The sequence below is a fragment of the Candidatus Dependentiae bacterium genome (assembly GCA_020431705.1).
Lineage (GTDB): Bacteria > Babelota > Babeliae > Babelales > Vermiphilaceae > JAGQHQ01.
In genome coordinates this window covers 35,902-49,133 of record JAGQHQ010000008.1, presented here as the reverse complement: position 1 = coordinate 49,133, position 13,232 = coordinate 35,902, and the positions used below count along the sequence as shown (strand labels likewise).

Annotated in this window: 12 protein-coding genes and 1 tRNA gene; 9 read left to right on the top strand and 4 right to left on the bottom strand. The window is 34.6% G+C overall.

Features of this window, described 5'->3' with window-relative positions; genetic code table 11:
* Positions 1-119 precede the first annotated feature (119 nt).
* Entirely contained in the window at positions 120-482 is a 363-nt protein-coding gene (locus KC460_03270; protein MCA9770364.1) for a hypothetical protein, read from the bottom strand.
* A 205-nt stretch (positions 483-687) separates the two neighbouring features.
* Between KC460_03270 and KC460_03265 the strand changes: the two genes are divergently transcribed.
* The 6 genes from KC460_03265 (at position 688) to KC460_03240 (ending at position 5,036) form a co-directional block, all read left to right on the top strand.
* Complete coding sequence (locus KC460_03265; protein MCA9770363.1) at positions 688-1,368, top strand: ABC transporter ATP-binding protein; 681 nt, start codon at positions 688-690, stop codon at positions 1,366-1,368.
* 6 nt (positions 1,369-1,374) lie between these two features.
* The gene (locus KC460_03260; GenBank protein ID MCA9770362.1) at positions 1,375-2,289 is read left to right on the top strand and encodes a DMT family transporter; all 915 of its coding nucleotides are present in this window, start codon (positions 1,375-1,377) and stop codon (positions 2,287-2,289) included.
* Between the two features lie 109 nt (positions 2,290-2,398).
* Positions 2,399-3,967, top strand: coding sequence for a murein biosynthesis integral membrane protein MurJ (gene murJ / locus KC460_03255; protein MCA9770361.1), 1,569 nt, complete (start codon positions 2,399-2,401; stop codon positions 3,965-3,967).
* Positions 3,968-4,014: 47 nt separating this feature from the next.
* A complete protein-coding gene (locus tag KC460_03250) occupies positions 4,015-4,434 on the top strand; it encodes an NUDIX domain-containing protein (GenBank protein ID MCA9770360.1) in 420 nt (139 codons plus the stop codon).
* 80 nt (positions 4,435-4,514) lie between these two features.
* Positions 4,515-4,829: a hypothetical protein gene (locus KC460_03245; protein ID MCA9770359.1), complete on the top strand. Its 315-nt coding sequence runs from the start codon at positions 4,515-4,517 to the stop codon at positions 4,827-4,829.
* Positions 4,830-5,036 carry a hypothetical protein gene (locus KC460_03240; protein ID MCA9770358.1) on the top strand — a complete coding sequence of 69 codons (207 nt, stop codon included), beginning with the start codon at positions 4,830-4,832 and terminating at the stop codon, positions 5,034-5,036.
* Between the two features lie 127 nt (positions 5,037-5,163).
* Here the strand turns inward: KC460_03240 and KC460_03235 are convergent.
* The 3 genes from KC460_03235 to KC460_03225 all read right to left on the bottom strand — a co-directional run bounded on the left by KC460_03235 (position 5,164) and on the right by KC460_03225 (position 7,392).
* A tRNA-Met gene (locus tag KC460_03235) sits at positions 5,164-5,240 on the bottom strand.
* 200 nt (positions 5,241-5,440) lie between these two features.
* Entirely contained in the window at positions 5,441-5,851 is a 411-nt protein-coding gene (locus KC460_03230; protein ID MCA9770357.1) for a 4'-phosphopantetheinyl transferase superfamily protein, read from the bottom strand.
* Positions 5,848-7,392 carry a YifB family Mg chelatase-like AAA ATPase gene (locus KC460_03225; protein ID MCA9770356.1) on the bottom strand — a complete coding sequence of 515 codons (1,545 nt, stop codon included), beginning with the start codon at positions 7,390-7,392 and terminating at the stop codon, positions 5,848-5,850. The genes KC460_03230 and KC460_03225 overlap by 4 nt, the downstream gene beginning before the upstream one ends.
* Before the next feature lie 212 nt (positions 7,393-7,604).
* On the opposite strand from KC460_03225, the gene KC460_03220 reads away from it, so the two are divergent.
* From KC460_03220 to KC460_03210, 3 genes are all read left to right on the top strand, one after another.
* The gene (locus KC460_03220; protein ID MCA9770355.1) at positions 7,605-10,466 is read left to right on the top strand and encodes a hypothetical protein; all 2,862 of its coding nucleotides are present in this window, start codon (positions 7,605-7,607) and stop codon (positions 10,464-10,466) included.
* 27 nt (positions 10,467-10,493) lie between these two features.
* Positions 10,494-11,738, top strand: coding sequence for a hypothetical protein (locus KC460_03215; GenBank protein MCA9770354.1), 1,245 nt, complete (start codon positions 10,494-10,496; stop codon positions 11,736-11,738).
* 166 nt (positions 11,739-11,904) lie between these two features.
* Positions 11,905-13,232 (top strand): hypothetical protein (locus KC460_03210; protein ID MCA9770353.1); only part of this gene is annotated, 1,328 nt, incomplete at its 3' end.

The following is a 13,232-nucleotide window of genomic DNA, read 5'->3' as shown; positions in this document are numbered from 1 at the left end:
TAAAGGCTGCTGTTTTAGCCTACATGTTTAGGACTTTTGAATCGGATGTATCGATTTTTTAATTTCACAATTCGCTCGGTGGTACATAATCGGTGTAAAGTATAAACATTTAAGGGATCTTAATGATGATAATATCGGTTTTTGTGCACGTAGGCATTTTGAAAATAGGGGTTTAATACCGTTTGATTAACGTCGCTTGATTGTCCGGGTGTAACTAAAAATTGCAAAGGATTACCCAGTGCATCAACTTTTGCATGAATTTTGCTGGTGAATCCACCAACACTTCTGCCTATTCCTTGTTCATTTTGTTTTTCATATCCCTCAGAACAAGCATATGCTCGTACAATTGTTGCACCAATCATAACATATTCTAGATCTGGATTATCGATACAAAATTTAAGTAATTCATTCCAAATACATTTTTTTACTCCATGAATCAAAATCTTTAAAAAACTTAGAAATTTTGATCCATGCGAATTCACTGATATACTCTTTTTTCATGATAGTACCGATTGATTTTTGTTGCTAAGCTAATTTTTTTCGGTACTATCATACAAAAAATTTTTGCTATACGGTTTTTCATTTTTTGATCGAATAAAATTCGATGAGTTTATCACAACACATAAGACGATTCTTTGCAGAAAATAGAGCTTTTCTAATACCGCTAGAACATGTACAATAAAGCGTATGAGTATACAACTTGCTACAAAAAACTTAAAAAAGTATTTTATTCAGGGGCAGCAACACTATAAAATCCTCAAAGGTATAACAAGTGTATTTGAGCGAGGTAAAAGTTATGCCATCACTGGTGTTTCTGGCGTTGGTAAGTCAACATTAGTGCATTTGCTGGCGGGTCTAGATGCACCAACGAGTGGTAATGTTTTGTATAATAACATTGATATTAAAAGTTTTACTTCGCGGCAAAAAGAGCAGTTCTTAAATCAATCTATAGGCCTGGTTTTTCAGAGCTCTCATTTAATTGGAGAGTTAACTATTTTAGAAAATGTTATGATTAAAGGCCTGATTGCAGGAAAAAACCAAGATCAATGCCTTAGGCAAGCGATGGAGCTCCTTAAACTTGTTGGGCTTTTTGAACAAAAAGAGCAAAAAACAATGAGTTTATCCGGTGGCCAGCAACAACGTGTGGCTATTGCACGTGCACTATTTAATGAGCCAGCTTTTTTATTGGCAGATGAACCAACTGGAAACTTGGATATTAAAACCGGGAAAGCAATTGTTGATCTGCTTACTGATTGCAAAAAAAAGTGGAATATGGGAATGATTATCAGTTCTCATGATACATATATTGCTCAAAAAATGGATGTGGTATACGAACTTTATGATGGGTTATTGCACATAAAGGCATAGGAACAAATGATTCTTCTTGTTTTGTTATATGGGCTGCTTGCTTTAGCATTTACTATTGGTAAGCATGCGCTGGATTATACTCAACCATGCTTTCTTATCGCATTTCGTATGCTTATTGCTGGTAGTGCAATGTTGGCTTATATATTATATAAAAACAGAACATTACGTTTTATATATAAAAAAGATATGCTTCTTTTTTTGCAAACAGCGCTTTTTCATATTTACATTGCTTATATTGGTGAATTTTGGGCGCTACAATTTATTACCTCATCAAAAACAACATTGTTCTATTCTTTGACGCCGTTTATTTCTGCAGTTTTGGCTTATTTTCTTTTTAAGGAAAAATTTGGTGGTTATAAAATTTTCGGAATGATTTTAGGTTTTATTGGCGTATGTCCTATGCTTTTTATGCAAACTGATATGCCGGAATTCGGAGCAGAGCTATTTAGAATTTCTTTGCCAGAAGTTGTATTACTAGGCGCAGTGGTTTCTTCTTCTTATGCGTGGTTTTTGGTTAAAAAACTTATGGATCGTGGCTATCATTTGATTAGTATTAATGGTATCGCAATGTTTATTGGTGGCATTTTAGCTTTAATTACATCGATAATTTTTGAAATAATACTACCAGTATCTCAAGGGCAATCAGTTGTTGTTGTAGCTGAATGGTTACCATTTTTACAGTGGACGTTTGGATTGATTTTGATTGCTAATGTTATTGGTTATAATTTGTATGCATTTTTGTTGCAGCGTTATACTGTTACATTTGTTAGTTTGGCAGGTTGTTTATGTCCACTTTTTGGTGCTTTTTTTGGCTGGTATTTTTTGAGTGAAAAAATTACATGGCATTATTTTGCTTCGTTTGTGCTCGTAACAATTGCGCTTTTTGTTTTTTATAAAGAAGAAATGAATACAAAAGTTTAAAAATTACCTTCAGCTCTTAATTATGTTGCTCTTTTTATTAAGCACCTAAATACATTTATTTTTATGTTTTCTGTTACACTTAGTTGCAATAGTATAAAAAAGAGGATGCATGAAAACAATATTACATAAAAAATCGATTATACAAAAAACATTGCAAGTAAGTTGTTCTACATTTATGAGTCGAATACTTGGTATAATTCGTGAGTATTTTATCGTAAAGTATTTAGGTGCGGGAGTTGTTTCAGATGCATTTTTTACTGCGTTTAAAATTCCTAATTCATTGCGCAAAATTTTTGCTGAGGGAGCACTATCAGCTGCATTTATACCGACTTTTGTTAGTATAATACACAAGGAAGACAGAAGGAATGCTAATCGTTTAATGTCTTTGTCATTCTTGTTTTTTGAAAGTATTGTTCTTATTTTATGTACGCTTGTAATGTGGAAAGCAGAGCTTGTATTACGAACAATTGCGCCAGGTTTTTCTGTAGAACAAATTAAATTTGCAGCTCCTTATTTGCGTATTTTGATGCCATTTATTTTCTTTATTTCAAGTAGTGCATTATTAGCAGGTGCACTACAATCTGTTAACCATTTTTTTGTACCAGCATTTTCTCCAGTACTTTTAAATATTGTGTTTGTAAGTGCACTTATTGTCTGTTTGATAAAGCAACTACCAGTAGAGTATTTGTGTTTTTTTATTTTACTTGGTGGATTAACACAGTTTTTGTTACATATAGTGACTTATTTTAAGTTGCATTTTTCTTTTGATTGTATTGATACATATGCATGGAAAACATTTAAGGATGTGCTTAAAAAGTTCATTCCGTGCACGATTGCTATGAGTGTAATGGAGATGAGTTTGTTTATAGATACAAGCTTTGCTTCGTATTTGCCTCCTGGATCAATTTCGCTACTTCGCTATGCAAATCGTTTTATGGGTATTCCGCTTGGTGTCTTTGCAGTTGCTTTTTCTACCATTTTATTGCCACATTTTTCTCGTGTAAGTACATATGCTCCCAAGCGGTTAAGTTTTTATTTGTTAGAAGCGGCGAAACTTATTTTATGGGTTACATTACCGGTAGCACTTATGATGGGTTTTTTTGGAGAGAAAATTTTTTCTACGTTGTTTTTATCTAAAAAATTTACATTTACACAAGTAGTAGAAGCTCACTCAATATTAATTGCATTTTTGATTGGCTTGTTCTTTTTTTCTCTCAATAAAATTATTTTGAATGTGTATTATGCTCGTCATAGCACGTTATTACCAACAATTGTTGCTGTAATTGCAACAATTATCAATATTGGTTTTAACATTTTGTTGATGCGAATATGGAATGCTACTGGACTTGCATTAGCAACATCTTTGAGCATTGGATTGATCCAAACGATATTGTTGCTTATATTTGTGCGTGTTATGTTTGATTTTAGATTATACATACTGCCATTTTTAATTTTTGGCGCGAGATACTGTGTGCAGCTGGTTATAGTGCTCACTTTTATGACTGGTGTATATTATGTATCTGAAAAGTTTGTTGCTGTGTTACCTTCGGTTTTGGCAAACTTTATGCTCATTGGTCTAGGTTATTGGCTTTGGGTCGGCCCCTTATGTATAATAAGCATGCTCATACTTTTTTATACAAAAGAATTATTTGCTGTACGATTGTATTTTTTGGATTAATCAAATAAACAATTAAAAGAGTACTTAAAAGTATAGATGTGAAGAACATATTAAAAAGTTCGGGAATAGTAATATATCGAATTCGATCTAATATATTAGAGTATCTTATTTTACATTATTTTCCTGCTGGTCATTGGGATTTGCCAAAAGGTAACATCGAATCTGGTGAGACAAAAAGACAGGCTGCATTACGAGAGCTTAAAGAAGAAACAGGATTAACTGCAGCGATTCATGATAACTTCCAGGAAGACATTTCGTATGCTGGCCAATATAATGGTGCAGATTTTTTTAAAACAGTTTATTTTTTTGTGGGCGAGGTTGATCCAAGTAGTAAGGTAACTCTTTCTAGCGAGCATCAAGCTTTTGTGTGGTTACCGTATGAGCAGGCACTGGAAAAATTAACTTACGATAATGCAAAAGCTATTTTACAAAAAGCTCATCGTTTTATATTGTTACTTATTAATTAAACATCATGTCTTTAAGGCCTAATAAGTTATTGATACCTTTTTTTAAAATTAGCAAAAATAATATATCTAAAAGGTGAGCTGTGTATTTATGTTTAATTAGCTTTTCATTAGGAACTATTGGATTTATGGCTCTGTGGTATTCTATCAAGGATATCATTCTTAAAAAATCAATTAGGTGGCCAAACCTTATTTGTACAAGTCTTATTTTTGGCGTATTGACAATGATATTCTGTTTAATTATCCAGGATTTCTTTTTGCATGCATTTGGTTTGCAAAAAATAGAAAATATTATTTTGGAAAATCTCTTTATTAGCGCACTTTTACTCGTAACTATCGAACCGACACTTAATAATATTGTGCTTGCGATAACCAGAAAGAAACATCACACCAGATAAATGGCAATTTTTCTCACTTACTCATTTATTGTATTGTGTGCTGTTGGAACTCTGGGTTTTTATCTTTTGTACTTTGCAACAGATAAGCAACTTGTGATTGCCAATATTATTATTGGTAATGTAACGCGTCTTTTAAGTTTTATTTCAATTTGTTTAACAATAGCATTCTTTTTTATGAACCAACGAGTAGTATTTAGTGATAAATAATTGCCATTATTTATCTACACAATACCTTTTAGGTTAAAATAACCACTTCATTATTTTTATAAGAAAATACTAAAAAAAAGACTAGGGCACAGTTAAAACAAAACCGAATGCTGTTAAAAACAAAGTATGGTTGCGGGGGCTGGATTTGAACCAGCGACCTTTGGGTTATGAGCCCAACGAGCTACCAGGCTGCTCTACCCCGCGGCATATGTTTATCAAGCTACAGATTATGTGTCAAATAAGATATTTTTTTGGGAAATACTTTTTGAAAACAATCCTAGAAATAACCTCATTCAATGTATATTGTAGCTTCTTATTATATATTGTCAACATTAAAATACCTTTTAATGCATAATTTAAGAATAGATAGAAAAGGATGAATGATTAATACTACACATGTTGTACTATTGCTCTAAAATAACCATTGCAGTAGCGGAGTTTTTACTATGTGTAATTGAAAGATGCGATTTGATACGAGGTAATGTTTGAGAGTTTTTGATATATTGTTTTAGGGCGTCCCAATCAACAATAAGCTGAGGGCTCATTCCCTTTTTGTATTCAACTTCTATTTTTTTGCATAATGTGAGTAATGGTACGGTATTGCCTGGTGCCATCTGATGAAGTGCTTTATAAAATGCTTCACGTGCTGCAAAGCGTGCAGCTAATCGTTCTGCTTTTTTGTTTATGTGACTATTGTTAAAGGCGTATATAATTTCTTGCTCGGAAAAAATGCGCAACAACTTTTTTTGCGAAAAATTACTCCATGCAATGAAACGATTAATTTCCGTGGTATCAATACCAATACCAACAATCATGAACGTGGTCTTTCCAAATTTTGATCTAATGATCGGTACATAATTGCCTCCTGAATGTGTGGAATATCAATTGTTGTTGATTGCTCTAAATCTGCTACTGTTCGAGCGACTTTTAAAATTTTGTGATATCCACGCATACTTAAGTTTAATTTTTCAAATGCTATTTTAAGTAATTTTTCAGCAGATTCAGTTAAAATGCAATAGTTTTCAACGTCATCTGGCAACATATGTGCATTCCACTTTGCATCAGTGCCAAAACGCTTTGCTTGCATATCTAGTGCTTGTTGCACACCCTCAAACAACTCTTGTGATGTTTGTATTTTAATGTTTTGATTTTTTATAGTGTCATAATCTATTGATTGTACATTTATTTGTACATCGATACGATCAAGTAGTGGGCCAGATAATTTATCAAGATAACGGCTGATTTGCTGTGGGCTGCATATACAATGGCGTTTTTTATCTCCTAAAAACCCGCACGGGCAGGGATTAAGTGCGGCAACGAGTAGAAATGATGCGGGAAAGCTTACCGTTTGGTGTGCGCGTGCAATACACACGCTTTTATATTCAAGTGGCTGGCGTAACACTTCGAGTGTGTCGCGTTTAAATTCGGTTAACTCATCCAAAAATAAAATACCGTTATGTGCTAAGCTTATTTCACCTGGCTGTGGATATGAACCGCCACCAACGAGTCCTGCCTGCGAAATTGTGTGATGTGGATTGCGAAAAGGCCGTTGAATAACTAATGATTTTTTTTGTAATTTTCCAGTAATTGAATAAATTTTACTTGTTTGTAATACTTCATCAAAGGTCATATCTGGCATAATCGTTGGTAATCGTTTTGCAAGCATTGTTTTTCCTGCACCTGGTGGGCCAACAAATAAAATGTTATGTCTGCCAGCAGCGCTTACTTGTAATGCGCGTTTTGCATATGTTTGACCTTTTACTTGGCTAAAATCTAATTCAATTTTTTTTTCTCGTTTTGTAAATATTTCAAGGGAAGATTGAGTTGGTATTATTGACGTTTCCCTACGTAAGTATGCAATTAATTCAGCGATGTGTTCAACGCCAATAATTTCTAAATCTTTTATGAGTGATGCTTCTTGTGCATTTGCTTTTGGGAGAATAATTCTTTTTTTTCCAAGCTTGTGTGCGTCATATGCAATTGCTAGTGCACCCTTGATAAATCGAATGCTACCATCGAGAGAAAGCTCTCCTAAAAATAGAGTTTCGGTTATGAAGTCTTTAGGGATTTCTAAGAATTCTGATGCAAGCAAAATACCAATGGCAATCGGCATATCAAAGAGGGTTCCTTCTTTTTTTAAATCTGCGGGTGCTAAATTTACAGTAATTTTTTTTGATGGAAGTCTAATCCCACTATTTTTGAGTGCAGTAATAATTCGTTTATTACTTTCTTTAATTGCCGTGTCTGGCAGGCCAACAATGTAAAAGTTTACCAAGCCAAATGATACATCAACTTCAATTTGTACTGGATGTGCATCAACACCAATGGTTGTTGCAGAAAATAATTTTGCATGCATGAATAGTGCCCCCTAGAAATAATTTTGCTCTTTTTTCACGGTAACAGAACTTTTTATGTTTGCAAATTTCTTGTGGTGGCACTTTTTTAAAATATCCCTACACTATATACATTATGTATTAATCATATTAACGGCAGTGTTGCAGTGTTATTTCTGAGAGTTGGTTTGAAAAAGTAATGCATGTTTAGCATGCATAAATAAGGGATTTCCTTATGACATATATACAACAAAAATTACATTATATTTTTTTCTTATCATTTTTATTTTTTATTTCATTTTCACTTAACAGTGTTGAAGTTTTAATTGGTGATAGTGATGCTGAGCCAAATACAACGTTTTCATTTACAGTTGGTGCACATGATGCAAATCGTGTAGGCACTGATTTTTTTGTCGGTGCAGCAGTTGATAATGAGGCTGGTGGTTTTGCTGTGGCAAAAGTAGTGGCTTCAAGCAATAGTTTTGTACCATTAGCGCTGGAAAAAACAACTGTTGATGGTGTGATAGATCAAACAAGCCCACTTTTTGATGCAAGTTTTCGTTTTATGCGCGTTATGGAGCGGATGGGAACGCAGCGCATTGCATTGGTAAAAACAGGTGTTGCGAATCAAGCGCATGTGTATGTGATTGATAGATTTTTTAGAGCTGATGATATTCCAGTATTGCAGGCGCTCAACATAAAAGATGCAACTGGTAATACAACAGCTGAAAATATTTTTGGTTTAGGTGTAGCAAATGAAACAATGGTTTTTGCTGCAGTACTTGGTAATGGTGAGGCCAATTTTGGTGATACTGATAGTGGTATTGCTGTATTGAATGTTATGGATGAGGCAACTGAAGAGAATAAATCGCGCCGTGTACTCAAACAAATCGATGTTGGTTCGGGTGTACCCATAAATGTAGATGATACACGTGCGGCATCTTTGGAGTATGATAATAGTGCAATAGCTATTAATAACTCCGCTGTAAGCATTGCCAATGCAGTTGATTTGTGGTGGGATGCAGAGCTCCGTGTTTTGTATGGCGCGTTGCAAATTACGGGTAATAGCGCTGCGAATGATGGAGCTCGTGGTGTTTTTGTTGGAAGTTTTGATACAGCAGGCACGACAGAACTTACGTTACGAGAAATTGCTCCGGACAGTGTATTTACTGTGGGTAATAATAATGAAATTATTGGTGGTGTTGATGCTGATGTACAGGTTTCTATTTTTAAGGTGCGTACTATGCATACTTCAACGGGTTTACCATATTTAATTGTTGTTGGTGGTAATAATGTGCAACAAAACAAAGTATTTGCATTACCGCTTGTTAATAAGCGTAATAATCAAGGGGTTATATCAGTAGATGATTTAACTGTGCACGGTACGATTGCAAAAAAAGATGCAGATCCTATTGATGTGATATCAAATCAGGATACTCCACGTTTTTTGGGTAGAAAATTTGATGTTCCCGCAACTACCGCTATGGATATACCAATTTCAAGTGATATTGCTGCATTAGTTGGTGGTGACGGAATTGCTAGTGGCGATATTGTAGATATTCGTATTGTGGGTGATGCAGTATTTGTGTGTGTTAGTGAACCTGAAACAAATCAAAAATCAGGTATTTTTTATTCTCAAGCCTTACTTGATGAAAAAGGTAGAATAAAAGGATGGACACAATGGCAGCGTGTGGGTGGTACCACTAATAAAGTATTTGGTTTTGCGCTTGATGCGAAACTTGGAAATTTCACATTTATACATGGTACTGATGTTGATTCAATCAATAGTGTTAAAAGAACAAGTTGGGAAAATAACGATGAATCATTACGTGGGCAATTGCCAGATTTATTACGTGGTATTATGCCACAAACAGCTGGTGGTATTCGCGGGTTGTTTGATTTTTCTCAAAATACACCTGGCTTGAATGATATTGCATTGACTGTTGCAACAGGCAATGGTGTTGTTGCGTTAATTGAGACTGGACACATCGATGATAATGATGTGTTATGTCCAAATGAGGGTGAATTTACTAAGGATTCGGTAGCGTTTGAAAATGGCGCTATCACACAGGATTTTCCTGATGGATTAAGTACTCAATTTGTTTCAATTTCTGGTGGTGTGTTGAGCGAGCTGGGGCCAATTACTGCAGCAGAAATCGTACAACTCGATGAATTGCAACATGGATGGTTAGTTGTTGGTGGTGTTGGTGGTGTTGCAATGTTAGTAAATCCTGATGGTAGTGGTTGGACTACACCAGACGAGTTGAGCTATAATTTTGAAGGTCTCGTTAATGGTATGAGTTTCAAAAAAATTGGTAATTATCGGTTTGTTCGTAAACTAATTTGTGATAATGATTTTTTATATGTATTGACTGATACAGTATTTGATAGAATTGATTTAAGTAGTAGTGATTTTGCAATAGGTCAGCTTACTAAAGTAACATTGGCAACCCTTTCTGATTTACCGAGACTTGGCGATAATGGCACACTTATTGATATATTAGTTTCAGAAAAATTTGCATTACTTACAACAAGTGCGGGTGTTTTTAGAATTGGTAATGGTAAAAATATTGCGACTGTAACAAGTGTTGCTGATATGGGTTGGACTCGTGTTACTATACCTAACGAACAAATTCCCGTTACAAAAATTATATCAACTTCTTTGACTGGAAGAATACAAGACGTTGCGCGTATGGGCGGAGGAACAATTTGCCTACTTAGCAACTATCGTGGCAAAGAGCGTGCACAAATTAACAGATTTTTAGTTTCTGATACGTCGGTCGCAGCAATTAGTGATACTACATTGCAGACCATTCCAGATATTTTCAAATTAGTTCCATTTGGTAATGGGGGACCATCATATTTTGTAAATTTTGGTAATGTAAGAGATGTTATTGCAAAAGATGGAGCAGTACTCTTTAATGGGCGTGATCGTGAAGATCCAGAAGCCCTATTCTTTGATAATAATACAAGAACAAATAGAACAGTAATTCCGCTTGATATATCGACTGGTAATGATGTGTTACATGCTTTGCGTAGCTGTGGTACTGGAAGTTGGTTTATTGCTGGTGATTTTGGATTACGAATTAATGAATAAAAATTTGTGCAGCAAAGGATAAGCAGTATGAATGTAAAAAATATAGTTACATTAGTTATTGTGGTTGTATTGACATCGCATGTACATGCCATGAATTTTTTAAGACCGTATGATTCATTGCTACGGGTTGACTACACTGGCAAGCGTTGGCAAATGGGCTTTTTTGCCGAGGGTGGTTTACATGCATCTTATAACTTTGATGTTGATAGTAATAGAACAAACGTATTGCGTTTATATGAATGTGATCAAAATGTATTGGCTGCTCTTAAAGGGTATGATGAAAATACACTTCTTGGTCAACTCAATATACGTTTAAATGCAAATGACGATGGTGTGCGTGGGCATTTTATACCAACTGGGTGTTTTAAAACGGCTTTCGGTGGTGCATTTGCAGCAACTATTTTTATTACAGAAAGTTTTGCGTTTAGTTTATATCTTCCGTTTTTTGATATGAGATTGGAAAATGTTTTGTGGTGTGAGCAAACCAAAGATATTACTGAAGATGATATTCGAGTTAAAGAAAACATTACTAACAATTTTTTTGAAAACGTAAAAACATTTGGTGATGGACTTGAGCTTGGCTCGTGGGAACGGCGTGGTTTTGGTGATTTACTTGCGCTTTTACATTGGCACAAAGTATATCCGCAATACCGTCCGCTGTTAAAATCTGCACAACTCAATGGCCGCATAGGTCTTAATCTACCTTCAGGTAGAAGAAAAGATGAAGATAAAATCATGGCGCTATCCTTTGGATATGATGGTGCCGTTGGTCTTTTATTTGGTGGAGGCCTTGATTTGTTGATGGGGCATTATTTCAAATTAGGATTTGATGTTGAATTGTTACACTTGTTTGGTAATACTCGAGAAAGAAGAATTAAAACACATGCTAGTCAAACAGAATTATTACTCTTAAAAAAAGCATGTGCTTATAAAGATTTTGGTTTAACTCAACGATTTAATCTGTATCTTCAAGTATATCATTTTTTTAAAGGAGCATCGCTTTTGGTTGGTTACCAATATTTTAAACATGGCGATGATGAGCTTTCTTTGAGTACACATGAGTTTTCTTCAGAAATTGCAAATACATCTAAAATACTTGAAGAATGGACTATGCATCAAATTTTTGTTAACGCAAGCTACAATTTTGCTCATTTATTTGATGTTGACGCACGAGTTATTCCACAAGCATCATTATTTTTCCGTTTTCCATTTAATGGTAAATTATCTGTGTTAGTGCCAACAGTTGGTGGACGTATTTCCGTTGACTTTTAATTATCGATAATATAGCTGACATACGTGTTTTGTTAGACAGTAGGCGTTAGAGCATGTTGTGTTACAGCAGCATTCTGTTTTCTATCTAAACCATTGCTGAGATCTTTTTTGTTTTACTATCTTTCTGAATAAATAGAAAGTTCAATGTAAAAAAAGGGAGCGGTGGATGAAGCAAATTAGGACTTTTTTTGGTGCCTGTCAACAAACGCTATATTTTTGTGTAATTATGTTTGTGGCATCAATACTGTTTTCTTTTAATGCTCAAGCAAAAGTAGCTGAGAGTCAACGACAAATGTTTAAAAATGCCATGGAGGCGTTTGGGCATTTTATCGATTCTGGTGAACCATTTACGCTCGCAGAATTTTTTTCTGTTGATTCTATTTCTATTCCGATTTTCTTAAAAAAAACACTTGAGAATATCATTATTGTTGAACGGTCATTAGATATTTCTTTAGAAGATCAAACAGGAGTTTTATCTTTTTCTGTTGAACTGTTTGGGCAAAAAGTAATGGCAAAATTGCGTATTGGACTTGAATATCCTGGACCACAAAAAAAATCTGAGGTACCAGTTAAAGTAACTAGTTTACTTAATGCTGTTCATAGACCGTTTGATAATGATATTGGTACGACTGTTGATGCCATTTTGCCTGCTGAAACGACTGTTGTTCGCCCTGTGATGCCTGATTTTACTATTTCTGATCCCAGTTCAAAAAATCAGCCTGAAGTACCGATATCAAAAGATTCAACATCACCTATTATTGAAGAAATAATTAAAAAGGATAAACCATATATTCCACCAACAAAAAAAAGACCTGAAATAGAGCTCATCGTTGTTCCAGATCAGGGGGTAGTTGTTCCAGAAAAAGTAGAAAAGGATACGAATATGCAGGAAAAAGGCGACTCTGACGATTTAGAAGAAAGTAAAATTTTTGACGGTGATAGCGGCAATGATGGTGAAGATGATAAAGGAAATTGGTATGAAGATGATGATAGTGATAATGAAGATCCAAAACAAGAATCTTTAGTCAAACCGCAATTTCCTTCTGACCGAGAAAAAGATGATGAATTTGAGCATAAACCGCAAAAGATGCCAATCAAAGAAGATGCTTTGGAGCCGACTTTGATTGGTGGCACTCAAGTTAAAACAAAAACAGAAAAAGAAATAAAAGAACTTAAAGATAATGCAATTTTGCGAATAAAATCGATAGAACCAAAATTCAGTCTTTTAATAGGCTTGCCTAATAGTTTTAGGTTTGCAGTAATAGAGCCACGTTTAAAAATATTGGATACTGTTCAGTTTCATAGATCAGCTTTGGTTATATCGCAAACAGGTTATTACGAGCCAGACTTTAATATTAAAGTTGGTAGGGGCTTAAATCTAGTTGGCAATGTTAAAATTGCTGGACCATTGGAGCGATTAAGTAATTTGATTGGTCAAAATTTAACTACAATAACGGTTCAAGGGCTTATTGATCCAGCAATTTTTGGTTCTCG

What these genes read in the sequence shown, in the direction of transcription:
- KC460_03265 (MCA9770363.1), top strand. Translation starts at nt 688, where the DNA reads ATGAGTATACAACTTGCTACAAAAAACTTAAAAAAGTATTTTATTCAG.
- KC460_03260 (MCA9770362.1), top strand. Translation starts at nt 1,375, where the DNA reads ATGATTCTTCTTGTTTTGTTATATGGGCTGCTTGCTTTAGCATTTACT.
- murJ (MCA9770361.1), top strand. Translation starts at nt 2,399, where the DNA reads ATGAAAACAATATTACATAAAAAATCGATTATACAAAAAACATTGCAA.
- KC460_03240 (MCA9770358.1), top strand. Translation starts at nt 4,830, where the DNA reads ATGGCAATTTTTCTCACTTACTCATTTATTGTATTGTGTGCTGTTGGA.
- KC460_03230 (MCA9770357.1), bottom strand. Translation starts at nt 5,851, where the DNA reads ATGATTGTTGGTATTGGTATTGATACCACGGAAATTAATCGTTTCATT.
- KC460_03225 (MCA9770356.1), bottom strand. Translation starts at nt 7,392, where the DNA reads ATGCATGCAAAATTATTTTCTGCAACAACCATTGGTGTTGATGCACAT.
- KC460_03220 (MCA9770355.1), top strand. Translation starts at nt 7,605, where the DNA reads ATGACATATATACAACAAAAATTACATTATATTTTTTTCTTATCATTT.
- KC460_03215 (MCA9770354.1), top strand. Translation starts at nt 10,494, where the DNA reads ATGAATGTAAAAAATATAGTTACATTAGTTATTGTGGTTGTATTGACA.